Raw genomic sequence first — 19,487 nt, forward strand, 5'->3', positions numbered from 1 at the left:
TGATACGGCCTGGAACCAGCAACCGGGATACCGGGTTGTTGCAGTGGAAGCGAACCCTATAGATCAATAATCTACTACTATTACATGAAGCTTTTACAGTCGATTCTTGAAAAAATTTTGAAAAGCGATCTGCCGAAAGAAGAGCGTACCAGACTTGTAAAAGGCCTTATCCATTCTTTTATTATCCAGGGCATTTCCATAGTAATGGTGTTTACCGGGAATTATTTGCTGGTAAAATTTTTCGGCGCCGAAATATATGGCGTTTATGTGCATGTTTTCAACTGGATCAGTGTATTGACCGTGCTGGCAATGGGCGGACAGGAAGATATTGTTTTAAGCCGTATGCCCAAATATATGGCCCAAAACAATCGGTTGCAAATAGGCGCCATTATCAGGCATTCCAATACCCGGGTGGCCATTAACAGTATTTTGATCAGCGGGCTCTTTTTATTGCTTATTCAATTGTTTCCGGTACCAACTTTAAGTAAATACAGGCCGCAATTCATGGTAGCAGCCGGCACAATTTATTTGTCGGTCTTTCTTACCTTTAACCAGTACGTATTACAGGCGCTGAACCATATACGGCTTAGCCAGGTTACAGAACGGTTATTGAAACCTTTTGTATTTACCCTGTTTATTGCAGGGGCAGGGTGGTTGTCGATCGCTGTTGATGCCAGCCGGCTGATCGGGATAGCGTTGATCAACCTGGTTATTTGTGCGCTGGTGCTGTTGTGGCTGGTTATTAAAAAAACAAAACCTTATTTCAGTAAGGGCACCGAACGCTACAAAGGAGAAGGCGTTTCAAAACAGGCATTTTATTTTCTATCTATCAGCCTGCTGCAGCTGCTTGCCACCCGCATTGGCATGTTAATAATGCCGTATTTTATCGAGGAAAAGAACATCGGCATTTTCAACATTGCAGCGCGATTTTCAGATATTATCATTTATCCATTCTATTTACTGCATTCCATGCTGCCCCAGCTTTTTGCGAAACATCATTCGGCCGAGCTGTCGTATAAGCAAAAGCTGTATTCCGAAAGTACCTGGATCATTATGATCACCTCACTGCCTTTATTAGCAACGAATATAGTAGTTGGTCCGTGGTTATTGGGACACCTTTTTGGCAGTGAATTTACGGCTGGTTATCCGGCACTGGTTTTAATGAGTGCCTCCAATGCTTTGTTTGGCATATTTGGCCCAGCCAATACCATTTTAATGATGCAGGGAAAAGAAAAACAATCGGCCTTTGCCTTAGTGGTAAATGTTATACTGCTAACCGTACTAAGCCGCCTGCTGATCCCTACACAGGGAGTAACCGGCGTAGCATGGGCCATGCTGATCAGTAATATTCTTTACAATATTCTACTTGCCATATTCGCCCGCTATCATACAGGAGTTATGTCACCCTTCTTTATTCCCTTTGCAAAACGGTACCGCGTATAAAGCCGGTTAAAATTGATAAAAGTTAAACTAAGTATCAACAGCTCGAAGAACCAGGTATCGGCTATAAGCCAGAAACCAATAGGTAATACCAGAGAAAGCAATAACAGGAACCGGTCGTATTTACGGGTGAAGAAACCAATGATAAACAACCCTTCCATAATCATGCCGGTGATGTATATACCCTGCAACAGGCCTGGATATTGCAGCAGCCACCGGTAAAATGCAGCGGTCCCTGTATGCCGTTCAAGATATAAAAATGCCGTCTGGTTCATTTTCAGAATAAGCATACCCTCACTATTATACAGCCAGGAAAGCCGGAAAAACTTCCACAAAAAAGCATCTGCAAAGGCAAAACACATAAAATACCGCAGGCCCTGCCATAAAAAATTGAACGATTTGTAATCGGCCACTGTAAAGGGAATGGCAATCAGCAAAAAACCGATCTTATGATTGGTGTGATGGCAGCCAAACGTATTGAACGTAATAAAATAAACGAAGTACAACACAATGAACGACCAAATGAACAGGCGTTTTAGCGGGTATAGGAACGACAGCAAACAGGATGCAAAAAGCGCCAGATCGAACAGAACGGCAACCCCAAAATGACCGGTTATAAATTCGGGTAGCTGCAAATAATGCATCACCCAATAAGTTGTATCTACATACGGGAATTTCAAAACAGGCTGCTGCAACTGGTGCAACAGGGTATGGGAAAAAAAAGACAGGAGAAGCGACACCAATGCCAGTCCAAACACGATGCGGGCTATACGCGTTCTTTGCAAGGGTGTATAGAAATTGATATGCGTTACGGTTTTTCCCATTTTTCAAACAGATATACGGAGTCTGTTACCAGGTCATGACTGGTATAATGTGCTTTTACTACATCTATGCGCAGCGAATGAACAGGCGTATTGGTAACCTGTTGCAGATACCGGGCATACCAGCTTAAAAATTCCTGCTGGCGGGCGGGCATATTGAACACAGATGGTTCCAGGAACCGGATATTTTCATAATGCCCATGCAGTTTCGATTGCAGAAAGGAGATGGTGGGGTCCAGGTTATTATTGTCTTTTATTTTTTTATACCAGGCAACAGGCGCTATCAGGTAAAATCGGGTATCGGTAGTATGATAGGCATAAGGATCTACCACCATACTATCGTTGATGGTTGTTTTCAGGACCTCGTATTGCTGAACGGGTTTTATTTTTTCAGAATACATTCCCCATACAAAAAAAGGCGTCACTTCATCGCCCAGTAAATTGGTGATGCCTGTAACCACGCAAAAGGCGATCAGCAGATAACACAGTTTCCTGTTGTGCAGCCAAACCTGGTATATGAATGTTTTTTTCACTATTATTTCAACTTCCCCATCAAATCAACATATTCCTGCATGGCAGCCTCCTTTGGCTTTCCTTTCAAACTTTCCCATGCATTGAATTTGGCTTTGCCAACAAGATCAAACATATTGGAAGGGGGTTCTATATTAATATCGCCTTCGGTACTTTGTTTATAAAGGGCGTATAATTGTAGCAGAATGTCGTTGCCGGGCTTTTCGGTAAGGGTTTTACTACGTGACACGGCCTGCTGAAATAATTCCTGGATATTCATATGATACTTGTTTTTGGCAAATGCGAAAATAGGCGTTTTGGGGCGGAACCGGACAGTTCAGGGAGGCTCCTGTAAATTATGTAATAAATTTATCGCCAATATGACAATGAATATATGATTTTAGTCATTCATTGAATAGAATAAAATACGAACTTTAAACAAATGTATATTTCATGAGAACGGTAGACGATCTTATAGCCAGTAAACCGCGTCCGGAGAATATCATCTCGCCCAACGTGCTGGTCATTGATGCCCTGCACCAGCTTGAAGTGGTAAACCTGAGTTACCTTATAGTAATGGAAGGGGATGATTACAAAGGTGTTTTTTCGGAAAGGGATTACAGTCGTAACGTAGTATTAAAAGGCCGCAGCAGCAGGGAGGCCAAAGTACAGGAAGTAATGACCACCGACCTGCCGGTTGTTGCTCCCGATGATACGGTAGAGCATTGCATGACCATGATGGCCCGAAGTAAGGCCCGTTACCTGGTTGCCCTCGATAACGGCCAGTTTATGGGTGTTATTACTATTCACGACATACTTCGTGAGGTATTGGCCAACAGGTCGGAAGTATTTGATGATGCACTTGCCCAGAAATTGATTGATACAGCAGAGGGGCGGGGGAAAAGAATTTATTAGTTCGCCCTTCAAAGTAAAAAAGTTCTCAGTTAGTTTCTTTATAGAACCAGCTGAGAACTTTTAGTTATTATCTGAATAGTTTACCAGGTATCAGTTCTGAACGGGCAAACCGGTAATCCTTCCTTCCCGAATAAATTACCGATACCGGTATTCGTGAACCCATACCGTACGGCAACCGGTTCCTTCACCAGTTTGCTGCTAACCACCAGTTGGTTATTCTCGATCTTTGCATCGGCCGGGTAAAATTGCTGATCACTGCCGGCGATATACACTTCAGTAATTTTTTTATCTTTTGCCATAATACCGGTGGGGGCATTATCGAAAGTGATATAAGCCTTGTCCTTCTTCACTTCCATGCTTTTGTACAGCGGGCTTTTATAAACAATACCTTCCTTTTTATAGGTCTCGTGCAGGGCCCAGTTGGCCAGCCGCGCACCCACATCATGTTTATTGGTAGGGTGAATATTATTGGTATCGGCTACCAGGTCGGTAATAACCACCATGCCTGTTTGCGGATGGCTCATGGTTTTTGTTTGCTGTTCGCGCAACAAAGCGCCGATCTGCGGTGAACCATATTTATAAGGCGCTATCTGTACATAGTAAAAAGGAAATTCCCTGTTCCAGGCCTTGCGCCAGCTGTCGATCATGGTAGTGAATAATTTGCCATAGGTGGCAGCAGTTTCGGTATTGCTTTCGCCCTGGTACCAAATGGAACCGGCAATGGCATAATTGGTGACAGGCGCAATCATGGCATTGTAGGTATAACCGGGCGTTATGGGCCAGCGTGAATCTGGTTTTTGTTTAACGGCAGCCGCTTTTAATTCCCCATCATTATTTACCAGCGCTTCGGGCGTCCATACTTCGGCCGGTGTACCGCCCCAGCTGGCATTGATGAGGCCAATAGGCACGTTGAGGTCCTGGTTCAGTTTTTTGCCAAAGAAATACCCAACGGCGCTGAAGAATTTCAGGGCATTGGAATCGCACACCGCCCATTTGGCGGCGCAATCATCCTGCGGATAAACGGCTGTGGTTTTGGGAATATGGAAGAACCGGATATTCTTATTATAGCAGGTCGGCAGTTCAGCGGCGATATCGGGGAGTTTATTATAATAATTCCACTCCATGTTCGACTGGCCCGAGCAAACCCACACTTCGCCGATCAGTACATTTTCGAGTACAATGGGCGTTGCCGTATTGCTGCCCCAGATGGTAATGGTAAAAGGCCCGCCGGCGGCCGGGGTTTGAATGGTATACAGCCAGTTGGCGTCGCGGGTACCTTTCAGGGAATCGGTCTTGTTATTCCAGGAAGTGGTGATGGCGATCTTTTCGCCGGGACTGCACCAGCCCCACAATTTTACGTTTGACTGTTGCTGCAGCACCATATTGCTGCTGATAACAGCGGGCAGGCGAATGGCAGCATGGGAGGCAATGACAAGCGAACATAAGAAAAGGAACGATGACCATTTTTTCATCTGTAATTTTTTATTTTTTTTAATATGGCCAGATGGAACCCGGCATGATAAAATTTTCATTTCCGCAGGTTTATAATGAAAATTTTATCATGCCTCGTTTCATATCTCTATAGCAATTTGCGTTTAAAAGTATTTCCGTAACAGAAACCAACAAAAATTATATTTTATAATGGAATGATTGGTAGAAGCATTTTGAGGGGTAAAGGTTGTTTAGTTTAATAAAAAAACCGTCCCGGATAATCCTGGACGGTTGATATTGCAAATCCTGAATTTTGTTTTATTGTAATTTGTTATTTGAGTTTTGGGGGTTTGAAATTCCCCCTTCAGGTGGTTAGCCGGTGATCATTTCGGGTTTCCAGTTGAAGGTCACATTTACTTCAATATCGGGATGAATGCTGTACATAACGGGGCAGGTATTGGCTGCACGTTCCAGAATGGTCTTTTGTTTTTCGTCAACCTGCAGGGTATCGGGAAAATGAAATGTTAAATTTATGCCACCAATCCGGCGCGGATCGGCCTTCATGAGCTTTTCCACATCTATTTTTATCCCCTTTATATCAAGGTTCATATCGCGTGCTTTTATGCCCATTATCGTTAGCATGCAGGTTCCAAGGGCCGTTGCCACCATATCGGTCGGTGAAAACCGTTCTCCCAAACCCTGGTTATCGGGTGGCGCGTCAGTTTCAATAACGGATCCGGATTTTTCGTGTGTACAAACCGTTCTTAGATTTCCTTCGTAAACTACTGTTGAGGTCATTATGAATATTTTTACCTTAAATTTACGTTTAATAATCAAATCATAGCCAGTGAAGAAAATAGTTTTGTTCCTTTTGGCTGGTATGCTTGCATCCAATATTTGGGCGCAGGATAATCCAACTCCCAAATCACCAACAGCGAAAAAAGACAAACAGGCCGCAAAAAGAGAAAGGATCAACAACCTGCTAAAGCAGGAAGAAGAAGGAGAAATTATTTTCAGTAAGCAAAACGCTTTCGGAATAAAGTTAAACACCGATGGCTATGGGCTTTCTTACGAAATAGGGCGGTTCAAAAGCGCCCGGGTCGCCAACATTTTTCAGTTGGAGATAAACGAAAAAAAGCATAAAAAAGAAAAGCGCACCTCTTTGCTGAACGGCTTTAATTTCAACAGCGTTATTTACGGCAAACTCAATAATTTTTACCAGGTAAAGCTCAGCGCCGGCCAGCAACGCATTATTGGCGGTAAAGGCAACAAGAACGGGGTAGCGGTAATGGCCGTATATACCGGTGGCGTGAGCATAGGCTTGCAAAAACCCTATTTTGTTGATGTAACCGATGGGGCAAACCAGCGGTATCGTAAAACTTACCCCGAAATTATCGATAGTAGTTATAAGGAAACAGGTGGTTCAGGTTTTACCGTAGGGTGGGATAAAGTGCAGCCCAAATATGGCCTTACGGCAAAGGGCGCCCTCCGTTTCGATTATGGCCGGTTCAATGAAACCGTTTCGGCCATTGAAGTGGGTTTGAACGCCGAATTCTATTTTAGTAAAGTGGCCCAAATGGCCTATAACCCCGAAAAGAACTTTTTCTTCAACGCTTATATTTCGTTGTTATTGGGACGACGTAAATCATAGGGGGCTTTTGGATGGGCGGGAAGCTGCGGATGCCATAGGCAAAAAGTTCCAGGTTACAAGTTTCAAGTTAACAGGTTAACAGGGCAAAATAAGACCTGCACCATTTTCCATGAAACCTGGAACCTGCAAACCTGAAACAGGAGACAACTGTTGCCCATTCCCTTATAACCGGTATCCGGTAACTGGCAACAGCCTTTCCTCCTTGATTTATACACTCTTACGGGATAACTAAAACCCTTCATTAACCAGTTTTTGGTTATTTTTGTTGGCTAATAGCTAAAGCCCTGTTTAATAGGTGGCTATTTATCAATTTGTTACAGAAAACCTTTTGGGTACTGGCCTGTTATATTACCTGATACCCAAGGTTTAACCAGAATAAAAGAGTTATGCAGGAATTACCCGTTATCAGTAATGTGAATGAATCAAATTCTGTTGTAAAAAAGCCCAACTGGCTGCGCGTAAAATTACCCACCGGCGAAAATTACCGGCATGTTCGCAGCCTGGTTGATACCCATAAACTGCACACCATTTGTGAAAGCGGCAATTGTCCGAATATGGGCGAATGCTGGGGCGAAGGAACAGCCACCTTTATGATCCTGGGCAATGTATGCACCCGCAGCTGCGGTTTTTGCGCCGTTGCCACCGGCCGTCCCGAGGCAGTTGACTGGGACGAACCCCAGCGTGTGGCAGAAGCCATTCACCTGATGAAGGTGAAACACGCCGTACTCACCTCCGTTGACCGCGACGAGTTGAAAGATGGCGGCAGCATCATTTGGCACAATACCATCAAAGCTGTAAAAGCATTGAATCCTGATACTACGCTCGAGACCCTGATCCCCGATTTCAAGGGCAAGGCAGAAGATATACAACGCATTATTGAAGCAGCCCCCGAAGTAGTATCGCACAATATAGAAACCGTTGAACGCCTCACCCGCCAGGTACGCATTCAGGCAAAATACCGCCGCAGCATGGAAGTGCTGAAGATCCTGAAACAGGGCGGTATGCGCACCAAGAGCGGCATCATGTGTGGACTGGGCGAAACAAAGGAAGAAGTATTGCAAACCATGCAGGACCTGCGCAACAGCGGGGTCGATGTAATTACCCTGGGCCAGTACCTGCAACCCACCCGCAAACATTTACCGGTGTTGCGATTTGTGCATCCCGATGAATTTGCCGAATACCGCGAAGCCGGCTATAACATGGGTTTCGATTATGTAGAAAGCGGACCGCTGGTTCGTTCTTCTTACCACAGCGAGAAGCACGTTATTCCAGGTTACGGTAAAGAACAATGGCTGAAGCAAAAAGAAATGATGGTTCAATAATGAATATTGAAAAGCGAAAAAGACCTGTCAGGTGCGCAACTGCCAGCTGGCACACCTTTGCTTAACTTCAATAACCAACATTGCACATTCGATATTCAATATTAACGTTGCTCGGCCTTTTACCGCTGTGGGGGCTTACCCAGGTGAGGTGGATAAAAGCCAGCAACGAATTCGACAGCCTGCCCAAAGCCATCCGTGTTTTTAAAACTTCCGATTCATTGAATGGCCGCCCTTTTAAAGCCTGGTGCGCTGAGGTACGGTTGAAAGACAAACACATTGACTTCACGGCCCAAACGGGAGCCGGTAGTTGCTACACACCTTCCGAATATTATTCCCGGGAAGAACAACCGTATATCGTTGTAAACGGCGGCTATTTTTCCTTTCAAACCCATCAGAACCTGAACGTGATCATTCGCGATGGAAAAATGGTGGCGTATAATATCCCGGCCCTTAAAAGTTTGTACAGCGATTCGTTCTATTATGCCACGCGCAGCGCTTTCGGCATCTCAAAAAAACGGCTGGCCGATGTGGCCTGGCTGTTCACCGATACCGCCAAACGATGGCCATACGCTTTTCAAACCCATCCCATCATAGCCAAAGGCAGCAATCCCGATCCATCGTTTTCCGACCTGCATACCATTGAACAATGGAACTGGTGGAAGATGAATACCGCCATTGGCGGCGGCCCCGTACTGGTACAGGAAGGCGCCGTGTTCATCACCAATAAGGAAGAACAGCTGTACGCCTTTGAAAATGACGACCGGCATCCACGTACGGCTATCGGTTATACCCGCAATCACCGGCTGATCATTCTGGTTATACAGGGGCGTTCACCCGGCCTTGCCGAAGGCGCCACGCTTGAAGAAGAAGCGCGCATTTTAGTGGAGCTGGGTTGTGTAGAAGCCATCAACCTCGATGGCGGCGGCAGCAGTTGTATGCTCATCAATGGGAAGGAAACCATTCAACCGGCCGACGGCGGCAAACAACGGCCGGTGGCGAGTGTGTTTATGGTTACGAGGAAGCTGCCGAAGAAGAGGAAGTAGGAGATAGGAGGTAAGAAGTAGATCAAGCAAAGACGAAAGCACGAAGCTTGACATAAAAAAGGACCAAAGTTGATAGTAAATATCCGCTTTGGTCCTTTTGTATTTTGTATTTCTTACTTCCTATTTCTTACCTCTTACTTCTGACTCTTGAGATTCGTGGAGAATAAATTTACGGTGAAATAAGCCTACATTTTTAAACGACTTTATCGGTCTTCGCTTCCCATACCAACGCGCTGGCTCCCAGCACCGCCGCATCGGCCTCGCGCAATTCAGAGAACAACAGCTTTATCTTGTTCTGGAAAATAGGGAGCAGGTTCTTCTCCATATGCTCGCGCGTGGGTTTCAGGATCAGATCGCCGGCCTTCGTCATACCACCAAATAAAATGATGGCTTCAGGTGAAGAGAACATCACAAAATTGGCAAGGGACAGTCCCAATATTTCACCGGTATACTCATATACTTCCTTGGCAATGGCATCACCCTCCATGGCGCATTCGTATACAATGCGGGAATCAATTTCATCCCGGTTGTATTGGCGCAGCAGGCTCTTTTGATTGGGATCGCGGTCAAGGAACTCGAGGGCGGTGCGGGTAACGCCGGTCGCCGACGCATACGATTCAAGGGAACCCCGCAGTCCGGTGCCTTTATGTAAACGGCCGCCGGGGATTATGGTGGTATGTCCCAGTTCGCCGGCAAAACCATCGTGCCCATAAATGAGCTGGCCATTGGCCACAATACCGCTGCCTACGCCGGTACCCAGGGTGATCATTATAAAATCGCGCATGCCACGGGCCACCCCGTACATCATTTCGCCCACCGCCGCTGCATTGGCATCGTTGGTGAGTGAACAGGGAATGCCGAACTTATCGGTCATCAGCTGTTGCAGGGGAATAAGGCCTTTCCAGGGTAAATTGGGCGCATATTCAATAGTGCCTTTATAGTAATTACCATTGGGAGCGCCAATACCAATACCACGGATGGCATTGATGCCGCCAACCTGGTCTATTGCCGGAGCCAGGGCGCCGGCCAGTTCGTCAATATAATCGGTTACCTCACTGTGCTTGCGGGTTGAAATGGCCCCCCGGTACGAAATATCTCCCCGGTGATCTACAATTCCGAAAACGGTGTTGGTGCCGCCAATATCAATTCCAATGGCATACTCTTGTTGTCTCATTGCTATTATTCAGTTTCTTTTGTTCAGTCATAAACAGCCCCATTGGACCATTTTGCGGCGCGAAGATACCATCTATTTGCGTATTAATGACCGCCTCCGCTTTCAAGTTTATCATAATCAATGCCCTGGGCCTTCAAAATCACTTTGGCACGGATGGCATAAAAGGCCAGGTAGGCAAAACAAAGTACACCTACTATGAAAGAAGCCTGAATACCCAGCATATTACTGCCGGCCAGCCAGCCCTGCAATACACTGATAAATCCGCCCCCCATGATCATCATGATAAGGAAGCTGGCGCCTTCGTTGGTATGGCGGCCCAAACCGGCAATGGCCAGGGTAAAAATACAGGGCCACAGGGTAGAACAGAACAATCCCACGCTGGTAAAGGCATACACGCTCACCATGCCATCGGATAGCATACCGATAATCAAACTGGACATACCGCAGATGGAGAAAATCAGCAACTGGCGGGCGGGGTTCCCCTTGCTCAACAGATCGCCAATGATGAGGGCAACGATCACTGCTGCATACACATAAAAAGGTGTTATATCATGTGAGGCAATTTTATTGATAAGCAGGAAGACGCCAAATGCCAGGTAGGGCATAATAAAGCGCAATACCGATTTAAAACTGGCGCTAATATTAAAGGCGCCAATTGAATTGGTCCAGCGGCCCATCATTAAACTGGCCCAGTACAGGGAAACAAAAGGCGCAATTTTTTCGGTGGGGAAAGCAAGCCCGTCTTCGCCTTTCACATGTTCGGTCATGAACTGGGGCAGGTTACTGGCCGTTGCCACTTCCACGCCCACATATATAAAAATACCGATCATCCCCAGCCAAAGTTGTGGGTAACGGATGGCGCTTGTATGATTTAAAGACGGCATGGGTTTAGCCGTTACTTCAGAAGCTTTATCAAAGTCAAGCTCAATTTCTTCGTTATGCTCAATTTTATTGGGGATGGGCGAAAATTTGAAAATGATAGCTACCAATATAAAAGCAGCACCCAGCACCAGGTAAGGCACTTTTACGGCACCAATGTCGGCCACTTTTGACGCGCCGGCCACAGAACCAAAAATAGCCAGGCTCACGATCACGGGTCCCAGGGTAGTACCCAGGTTATTGATACCGCCTGCCATGCTTAAACGCTGCGAACCGGTTCTGGGGTCGCCCATATTAATGGCCAGCGGGTTAGCCGCCGTTTGCTGCAGGGAGAACCCAAGCCCTACAATGAACAATCCGGTGATCATAAGCAGGAACGACTCAGTTTGGGCCGCCGGATAAAACAACAGGGTTCCCAGGGCAGAAATCACCAGTCCCAAAGCAATGCCGTTTTTATAACCCAACTTGTTTAAAATATCGCCCCCCGTGGCCTTACTCACAGCGAAATAAATAACAGAACCAACTGTATATGCAACGTAGAATGCAAATGAGATCATCTGCGACTGCCAGGGTGCCAAATGTAATTTTTCCCTGAAAACCGGGATCAGGATATCGTTGCTGGCGGCAACAAAACCCCAGAAAAAGAAAACAGAAACAAGAACACCAAATTGCGACCATTTAGTTTGTTGGCTCATTTAAAGGTTGGTTTTAGTCAAAAGATGTTTTAAAAGTAACAAGTTTTCGCCACAGCCGGTCCCTATATTTCAGGGGCCGGCCCCATACTTACAGATACTTTTTCTATTAAGCTTGCCAAATTACTGCTTTAGCATTTACGCAGGCACGAATTTTTATATACCCGAAGCTGTTGTGGTGCGCTTATTCGTGTCATACCCAGCATCTTTTGTAATCATTTTTTTCAGTTACTGCACTATAAAATCAAAATCCTTCCTATATTGAACACACATTTCCTTTTTTCATTAACCTGATCATTAAGAATGGATATATTACATGTAAGCGCGGAATGTTACCCTGTAGCCAAGGCAGGCGGGTTGGGAGATGTGGTAGGGGCGTTACCCAAATATATGAATGCACTGGGCCATACAGCCCGAGTGGTAATGCCTATGTACCGGACCAAATTTTTATATGCCAATGAATGGGAAGTAGTACATAAAGGCAATACCAACATGGGCAACTGGTGGTTCGAGTTCACCGTGATCAAAGAAAAGACCAACAAACTCGGTTTTGAACTGTACCTGGTTGATGTGAACGGTTTGCTCGACCGTGAAAAAGTGTACGGGTACAATGACGACAACGAACGGTTCACCGCTTTTCAGATCTGTGTGCTCGACTGGGTGAGCACCTGGGCACAAAAACCCGACATCATTCATGTGCACGATCACCATACGGGGCTGATCCCCTTTATGGTAAAACACTGCCTCAAATACCGGCCGCTTTCTACCATAAAAACAGTGCTCACCATTCACAATGCCCAATACCAGGGCTGGATGCCGTGGAGCCGCAGCATCCTTATTCCGCAATGGGATATGTGGAAATGGGGCATGCTCGACTGGAACAATACCATTAACCCGCTGGCCAGCGGCGTTAAATGCGCCGACAAGGTTACTACCGTTAGCCCCAGCTATCTCAATGAGCTCAGGTATATGAGCAATGGGCTGGAATCGCTGTTCGAGTATGAAAAAGGAAAATGCGTGGGCATCCTGAATGGCATCGACGATCTGCACTGGGACCCGCAGGTTGATGAATATTTACAACACCATTATTCGTTGAACGACCTGGAAGCCGGCAAGGCAAAAAATAAAATGCTGTTGTGCGACCAGTTCAATCTTGATTTCGACAAACCCCTCATAGGTTTTATCGGCCGCCTCGTGGGCGAAAAAGGCGCCGACCTGTTACCACAGGTTATCAGCGATTCATTCTATTTTATAGGCCGGCGAATGAATTTCCTCGTATTGGGCAGCGGCTTCCCCGAAGTAGAAGCCGGTCTTTCGGCACTAAAACCATTATCGCAATACGACTACAATGTATTTATCGGTTATAATGAAGGGTTAAGCCACGTGATGTACGCCGGGCTCGATTTTTTGTTGATGCCTTCGCGGGTTGAACCCTGTGGCCTCAACCAGATGTATTCCATGCGGTATGGAACCATACCGATGGTACGCCGCACCGGCGGTTTAAAAGATACAGTAATTGATATGGGCGAGGTTAATGGATATGGCATCTGTTACAACCATGCCAGCATACCCGATATTACCCATGCCGTATGGCGGGCCGCCCAACTATACCACGACAAAGAAAAAATGCACCGCGTAAGACAGCAAATGATGAAACTCGATTTTAGTTGGGAAACGAGTGTCAAACATTATATTGACGTTTATTCAGCATTAGTAATATAATAATTGTATAACTTTAAGAAAGGGTCTGAAGTAGGAGGTATGAGGTAAGAAGTAGGAAAATACAATTCAGGATTTCTTACCTCATACTTCTTACTTCCTACTTCAGCCACCCAGTATAACAGGACACACAATTAAGAACCAAGAATCTTAGAACTCGGACTAAATTTTCAAACATGAGCAAACAAGTGATTGCTGTCATCCTGGGCGGTGGAGCCGGAACACGACTCTATCCCCTGACCGCCAGCCGTTCAAAACCCGCGGTTCCCATTGCCGGTAAATATCGTTTGGTAGACATTCCCATTTCAAACTGTATTAACTCCGGTATTAACCGAATGTTCGTTTTAACGCAGTTTAACTCGGCATCGCTGAACAAGCACATCAAAAACACGTATCACTTCAGCATTTTCAGCAGTGCCTTCGTAGACATTCTGGCGGCAGAGCAAACACCCGATAACCCATCGTGGTACCAGGGTACAGCCGATGCCGTGCGCAAATCGTTACGCCACCTGAGCCAACACGATTTTGATTACGTGCTGATACTATCGGGCGACCAGTTGTACCAGATGGACTTCCAGGATATGATCAACAAACACCATGAATCGGGCGCCGCCATTTCAGTGGCCACCATTCCGGTGCATGCCCGCGAAGCATCTGACTTCGGGATCCTGAAAGCCGATCACGATGGCCATATCACTTCCTTTATTGAAAAACCCAAGCAGGACCTGCTGCCCGACTGGAAAAGCGAAACCAGCGAAGAAATGCAAAAGCAGGGCAGGGTATACCTGGCTTCTATGGGTATCTATATCTTCAATCGCAAGCTGATCTTTGAACAGCTGATGGAAGAACATAAGAACGCCACCGATTTCGGGAAGGAAATTCTACCCAAATCAATCGGCGTTCATAAGATCATGAGTTATGAGTACGATGGCTACTGGACCGACATAGGAAATATTTCCTCGTTCTTTGAAGCCAACCTGGCGCTCACCTCAGATATTCCGCCCTTTAATTTATTCGACAACAGCAACGCCGTATATACCCGCGCCCGCATGCTGCCGCCGGCCAAGATCAGCGGCACCACGCTCGAAAAGACCATCATCGCCGAAGGCAGCATCATCAATGCCAGCCGTATCGAGAATAGTGTGATCGGCATTCGCAGCCGCATTGGGCATGGTACCACCGTAGTGAGCAGCTACATCATGGGTTCAGATTATTTTGAGACCATTGAAGAAATGCAGCACTCCGTTGAGCGGGGATTGCCTAAACTGGGTATTGGTGAACGTTGTTATATCCGAAATGCCATCGTTGACAAGAACTGCCGCATCGGGAACGATGTACGCATCAACGGCAGCAATCACCTTGAGAATACCGATCACTCGTTATACACCATCAAAGACGGTATTGTAGTGGTAAAGAAAGGGTCGATATTACCTGATGGATTTGTAATATGATCCTGCCGGTAAGTCCCTTTTGAACAGGAATGAATGAATTTTCTATACACATAGCCTCCCGAGGAATCGGGAGGCTTGTTTTTTTATTGACAATCTGACTTGCGAGTAGTATTTATCTCATGTGCTACTTGTTACAAACTTTTTTATTGCTGACATAACAACCACAAAAATGCCGGAACCTATAACCGTTATAATCAATTAAATATGATTTTAGTGATTCCTTCACCTGTCCGGTTTCGATACGGTTGGTGTACGAAAAGGAAATACAGGATACAAGTTGCAAGTTGCAGGTTACAGGGGAGCATCCCTTTTGATTTCCCTGTAACCTGAAACCTGTAACAGTTTTCTATATTTACAAGTTATCATCTTTTACATTAAGGTTTTTCATAACTTTCCTTTACTCAAAGCGATTGCATATGGAACCATCACCCATTGTATTGGATACCGAACAGGCCATACAGTCAAAACCCCATTTCAACTTCTGGCAGGTATGGAATATGTGTTTCGGTTTCTTTGGAATTCAGTTTGGCTGGTCGTTACAGATGAACAATATGAGCGCCATTTATGAATACCTGGGCGCCTCTCCCGAACAAATTCCCGGCTTATGGCTGGCGGCTCCCATGACCGGCCTCCTTGTTCAACCCATTATCGGTTATCTCAGCGACCGCACCTGGCACCCCACCTGGGGCCGGAGAAGACCCTTCTTTTTGATCGGCGCCATCTTAAGTTCACTCGCTCTGTTTATAATGCCCAATGCCTCGGCCATCTGGATGGCAGCCGGTACCCTGTGGATCCTTGACTCATGCATTAATGTTAGTATGGAACCGTTCCGCGCATTCGTTGCCGACAACCTCAACGAACAGCAACGGCCATTCGGTTATGCCATGCAAAGCATGTTCATAGGGGCGGCGGCTTTTATCGCAGGCTTTTTGCCCGGATTGCTGGTAAACTGGTTGGGCTTTTCACGCGAAAAGGTAGCCGGCGGCATACCGCAGAATATCATGTGGTCATTTTACATTGGCGGCATCATGTTCCTGTGCGCGGTGTTGTATACCGTGCTGCGCAGTAAAGAATATCCGCCCACCGATCCCAACTGGCGGCAACAACTCGATGCACAGCATGGAAGCGGCCTCAGCGGCGCCATTAAAGAGATCACAGCTTCCATTTTACAGATGCCGAAGCAAATGAAAAGGCTGGCGCTGGTGCAGTTCCTCACCTGGCCCGGCCTGTTCCTTATGTGGTTCTATTATACCACCGGTGTAGCCAGGGATATCTTCAAAGGCGACCCCAATACGTCAAACGACCTATATACGCAAGGTATAGAACACGCCAATGCCACATCAGCGGTGTTAAACCTCGTCACCTTTTTGTTTTCACTAACGCTTTCCTTCTGGGTGGCGAAGCTGGGCAAAAGAATGACGCATACATTCTGCCTCCTCATTGGCGGTATTGGACTCTTCTGTGTAAAATTCATCAGCGATCCCAATATGTTATATGTGGTCATGAGCATGGTAGGTGTTGCCTGGGCTTCCATTCTGTCGATGCCATACTCCATGCTGGCCGGACATTTACCCGAAAACAAGATCGGCATCTACATGGGCATTTTTAATTTCTTCATTGTATTACCCGAGATCATCGCATCCCTGTTCTTTGGCAGGATCATGGAAAATTTTCTGCACAACGACCGGTTACTGGCCGTGCAAATAGGTGGCAGCTTACTGATTATAGCAGGTATTGTTTGCGCTTTAATTGTAAAAGAAAAAACACATGAAGATCTGTTGTAGGAAACTCACGCTCATTGTCACCTGTTCTTTATTGGTTTTACAAATTGCAGCCCAGGATAGCCTGCGGGTGTTTCCAACCCATTGGTGGGTAGGCATGAAGAACCGCAACCTTCAACTGATCTTTTATAATAACCATAAAGATCTGGCCGTTGACAAATTAGTCGTACAGTCAGGAAATACCGCCATAAAGATCAAAAAAGTAAACAAGGTCAGCAACCGCCATTACCTGGTTGTTGATGTAGAAATTGCCGCCGGCGCCCAGCCCGCCAAATATGAGATCAGCTTTGGCGGCATTATAAGGTCAGAGTGGAACCACGTCTTTTATGAGTTGAAGCCACGCAGCAAACAGAATGGCAAAACAAGGATCAAAGGAATAAACAGTTCCGATCTTATTTACCTCATTATGCCCGACCGCTTCAGCAATGGCGATGCCGGCAACGACCGCATTGCCGGATTAAGAGACCAAAGCCTTGACCGGAGCGATTTCTTCAAACGCCATGGCGGCGATCTGAAAGGCATTCAAAACCACCTCGATTACCTGCAGCAATTGGGCGTAACGACGCTTTGGCTGAACCCGGTGCTACTAAACGACATGCCCGACCGTACCGAACATGGCTATGCCTTTACCGATCATTATACCATTGACCCGCGGCTGGGCGGCGCCACCGCTTATCACGAGCTCATCGACAGCCTGCACAAACGCGGCATGAAGATCATTCAGGATGCCGTGTACAACCATGTAGGCATTGAACATTTCCTGTTTCGCGATATGCCCGACAGTTCCTGGTTTCACTGGTGGCCGGTGTATACCAACACTACGTACAAAGACCAGGTATTGATGGACCCATACGCCTCACAGAGCGATAAAAAACGCATGAGCGATGGCTGGTTCACGCAAACGATGCCCGACGTAAACCAGGGCAATGCGTTTTTCGCTAACTTTTTAATACAACATGCCATTTGGTGTACCGAAGAATTTGGCCTCGATGGCTGGCGCATTGACACGTACGCCTATAATGACCTGGATTTTATGAACCGTTGCAACCAGGCCCTCCTCAATGAATATCCGCAGTTGCATATGTTTGGTGAAACCTGGGTGCATGGCATTCCCAACCAGAGCTTTTTTACCCGCAACAAATACAATATACCTTACAAAAGCAATTTGCCGGGGGTAACCGATTTTCAGTTGAACCTGTATGGCATTGTGCCCGCCTTAACGCAGGCATTTGGCTGGACGGAAGGGGTGAACCGCCTGTATTTAACCGCCACCAATGATTTTGTGTATACCGATGCCACAAAGAATGTGATCTTTTTAGACAACCACGACATGAGCCGTTTTTTCAGCATGGTTGGCGAAGACGTTGCCAAACAGAAAATGGGCCTTGCCTGGTTGCTTACATTCCGCGGCATACCCCAGTTATATTATGGTACCGAAATATTGATGAAAGGTTTCTCGGATCCCGATGGAAAGGTGCGGCTCGATTTTCCCGGCGGCTGGACAGGAGATGGAGCTAATAAATTTGAACCCGGGGGCCGAACACCAGCCGAAAACGAGGTATACAACTATGTGCGTACGCTGGCAAACTATCGCAAAACCGCCAGCGCGTTGAAGACGGGCAAGATGATGCAATTTGTACCCGAAGATGGGGTGTACGTTTATTTCAGGTATAATAACCAGCAAACGGTGCTATGCGTAATGAACACCAATGATGGGGAAAAGGAAATAGATATGCACCGGTTTTCAGAACGAATAAAAAACTTCACCAGGGCCAGGAGTGTAATAGATGGTTCGGAGCTGGATATCACCGGAAATATAAAAGTCCCGGGGAAAACGGTGTGGGTGGGGGAGTTAAGGTAGATGCTGAGGGTCCTGGGCGTATGCCCGCCCGCTGGCGGAAAGTCGCCGAGTTGAGGGAAGCATCGAGCGGGCTTGCCTGAGCGTAGTCGAAGAGTCGAAGGATCGAAGTGTCGAAACACTGTTTTTCGTTATATTTACAATTCCACATTTCCCAACCAACTGAATAGGCGCTTGCCTGTTGCATGTTTATGAGCATGCTTTCATGAATTCTCATTACGATCCTTATTAGTCTCGAAAGACCAACAGTCAATTATAGCCTAAACATATTGTAATGAGTGACTTAGCCCTTAAGGTAATAAATGAATGCCTTGAAACGAAAGATCCCTATTTAGATTTAGGCCGTTGCTTTTTAACCGATCATGATTTTGTTAGAGGAAGCCCGGTTGATATTGCTTTAAGAAAATGCCAATTTGTACGAACTCTTAATCTTAGTAACATATGGTATGATTATGATAAATTGGGATTTCAACACAGCAAAAACAAGGGCAAACCTAATCATCTTTCTTTATGCCCACAGGCCCTTATCGCATTGAAGGAACTTTCTGGGTTGATTATCGCAGGTGATATTGGTACCACCTGGGATATTATTAATACAGAGCCCTTGGCTTCTCTTACCCAGCTTACTCATCTGGATTTAAGTCATAATAAAATACGAGAGCTTAAAGGACTGGATCAGTTAACTCATTTGCAATCACTAATTCTTCGTCACAACCTTTTTAAAGATGTCAACGGGTTAGCTCAATTATCCAATTTAAAGCGGCTTGTTATTATTGAAAATCAAATATCTGATATCACCC

At 46.0% G+C, this 19,487-nt stretch carries 16 protein-coding genes and 1 pseudogene; 10 read left to right on the forward strand and 7 right to left on the reverse strand.

Annotated elements, in window-relative coordinates; translation table 11 throughout:
• Positions 1 to 84 precede the first annotated feature (84 nt).
• Positions 85 to 1,443 (forward strand): MATE family efflux transporter, encoded by a 1,359-nt coding sequence (locus A3860_RS19965; protein ID WP_081148978.1) that lies wholly within the window; start codon positions 85 to 87, stop codon positions 1,441 to 1,443.
• On the opposite strand, the gene A3860_RS19970 is transcribed toward A3860_RS19965, so the two are convergent.
• The 3 genes from A3860_RS19970 to A3860_RS19980 are packed head-to-tail and all read right to left on the reverse strand — an operon-like array spanning position 1,386 to position 3,051.
• On the reverse strand, positions 1,386 to 2,264 hold the full coding sequence (locus A3860_RS19970; RefSeq protein ID WP_081148980.1) for a hypothetical protein: 879 nt from the start codon (positions 2,262 to 2,264) through the stop codon (positions 1,386 to 1,388). The genes A3860_RS19965 and A3860_RS19970 overlap by 58 nt on opposite strands.
• Positions 2,249 to 2,794 (reverse strand): hypothetical protein, encoded by a 546-nt coding sequence (locus A3860_RS19975; RefSeq protein ID WP_081148982.1) that lies wholly within the window; start codon positions 2,792 to 2,794, stop codon positions 2,249 to 2,251. Before A3860_RS19975 ends, A3860_RS19970 begins: the two co-directional genes overlap by 16 nt.
• A 2-nt stretch (positions 2,795 to 2,796) precedes the next feature.
• Positions 2,797 to 3,051 (reverse strand): acyl-CoA-binding protein, encoded by a 255-nt coding sequence (locus A3860_RS19980; RefSeq protein WP_081148984.1) that lies wholly within the window; start codon positions 3,049 to 3,051, stop codon positions 2,797 to 2,799.
• 173 nt (positions 3,052 to 3,224) lie between these two features.
• On the opposite strand from A3860_RS19980, the gene A3860_RS19985 reads away from it, so the two are divergent.
• Positions 3,225 to 3,686 carry a CBS domain-containing protein gene (locus tag A3860_RS19985; protein WP_081148986.1) on the forward strand — a complete coding sequence of 154 codons (462 nt, stop codon included), beginning with the start codon at positions 3,225 to 3,227 and terminating at the stop codon, positions 3,684 to 3,686.
• Between the two features lie 80 nt (positions 3,687 to 3,766).
• On the opposite strand, the gene A3860_RS19990 is transcribed toward A3860_RS19985, so the two are convergent.
• Both A3860_RS19990 and A3860_RS19995 read right to left on the reverse strand, forming a co-directional pair.
• Complete coding sequence (locus A3860_RS19990) at positions 3,767 to 5,158, reverse strand: sialate O-acetylesterase (RefSeq protein WP_081149119.1); 1,392 nt, start codon at positions 5,156 to 5,158, stop codon at positions 3,767 to 3,769.
• Between the two features lie 331 nt (positions 5,159 to 5,489).
• Positions 5,490 to 5,915, reverse strand: coding sequence for an OsmC family protein (locus A3860_RS19995; protein WP_081149121.1), 426 nt, complete (start codon positions 5,913 to 5,915; stop codon positions 5,490 to 5,492).
• A gap of 49 nt (positions 5,916 to 5,964) precedes the next feature.
• Here A3860_RS19995 and A3860_RS20000 point away from each other — a divergent pair, with 49 nt between their 5' ends.
• From A3860_RS20000 to A3860_RS20010, 3 genes are all read left to right on the forward strand, one after another.
• Positions 5,965 to 6,768 carry a hypothetical protein gene (locus A3860_RS20000; protein ID WP_143774194.1) on the forward strand — a complete coding sequence of 268 codons (804 nt, stop codon included), beginning with the start codon at positions 5,965 to 5,967 and terminating at the stop codon, positions 6,766 to 6,768.
• Positions 6,769 to 7,154: 386 nt separating this feature from the next.
• Positions 7,155 to 8,090, forward strand: a complete 936-nt coding sequence (gene lipA / locus A3860_RS20005; RefSeq protein WP_081148991.1) for a lipoyl synthase — start codon at positions 7,155 to 7,157, stop codon at positions 8,088 to 8,090.
• Between the two features lie 107 nt (positions 8,091 to 8,197).
• On the forward strand, positions 8,198 to 9,133 hold the full coding sequence (locus A3860_RS20010) for a phosphodiester glycosidase family protein (protein WP_158085311.1): 936 nt from the start codon (positions 8,198 to 8,200) through the stop codon (positions 9,131 to 9,133).
• A gap of 193 nt (positions 9,134 to 9,326) precedes the next feature.
• On the opposite strand, the gene A3860_RS20015 is transcribed toward A3860_RS20010, so the two are convergent.
• Together A3860_RS20015 and A3860_RS20020 are read right to left on the reverse strand one after the other, a co-directional pair.
• Positions 9,327 to 10,307, reverse strand: a complete 981-nt coding sequence (locus A3860_RS20015; RefSeq protein WP_081148996.1) for an ROK family protein — start codon at positions 10,305 to 10,307, stop codon at positions 9,327 to 9,329.
• An 83-nt stretch (positions 10,308 to 10,390) separates the two neighbouring features.
• Complete coding sequence (locus A3860_RS20020; RefSeq protein WP_081148999.1) at positions 10,391 to 11,881, reverse strand: MFS transporter; 1,491 nt, start codon at positions 11,879 to 11,881, stop codon at positions 10,391 to 10,393.
• A gap of 300 nt (positions 11,882 to 12,181) precedes the next feature.
• Between A3860_RS20020 and A3860_RS20025 the strand changes: the two genes are divergently transcribed.
• The 5 genes and pseudogenes from A3860_RS20025 to A3860_RS42295 all read left to right on the forward strand — a co-directional run.
• Positions 12,182 to 13,600 carry a glycogen synthase gene (locus A3860_RS20025; protein ID WP_081149001.1) on the forward strand — a complete coding sequence of 473 codons (1,419 nt, stop codon included), beginning with the start codon at positions 12,182 to 12,184 and terminating at the stop codon, positions 13,598 to 13,600.
• Positions 13,601 to 13,773: 173 nt separating this feature from the next.
• A complete protein-coding gene (locus A3860_RS20030) occupies positions 13,774 to 15,048 on the forward strand; it encodes a glucose-1-phosphate adenylyltransferase (protein ID WP_081149003.1) in 1,275 nt (424 codons plus the stop codon).
• Positions 15,049 to 15,464: 416 nt separating this feature from the next.
• Positions 15,465 to 16,832, forward strand: coding sequence for an MFS transporter (locus A3860_RS20035; protein WP_081149004.1), 1,368 nt, complete (start codon positions 15,465 to 15,467; stop codon positions 16,830 to 16,832).
• A complete protein-coding gene (locus A3860_RS20040; protein ID WP_081149005.1) occupies positions 16,816 to 18,690 on the forward strand; it encodes an alpha-amylase family glycosyl hydrolase in 1,875 nt (624 codons plus the stop codon). The genes A3860_RS20035 and A3860_RS20040 overlap by 17 nt, the downstream gene beginning before the upstream one ends.
• A gap of 271 nt (positions 18,691 to 18,961) precedes the next feature.
• Positions 18,962 to 19,483, forward strand: a pseudogene (locus A3860_RS42295) (hypothetical protein); the annotation flags it as partial.
• Between the last annotated feature and the right edge of the window lie 4 nt (positions 19,484 to 19,487).

The sequence above is a fragment of the Niastella vici genome (genome assembly GCF_002077945.1).
In the GTDB taxonomy this organism is placed as follows: Bacteria; Bacteroidota; Bacteroidia; order Chitinophagales; family Chitinophagaceae; genus Niastella; species Niastella vici.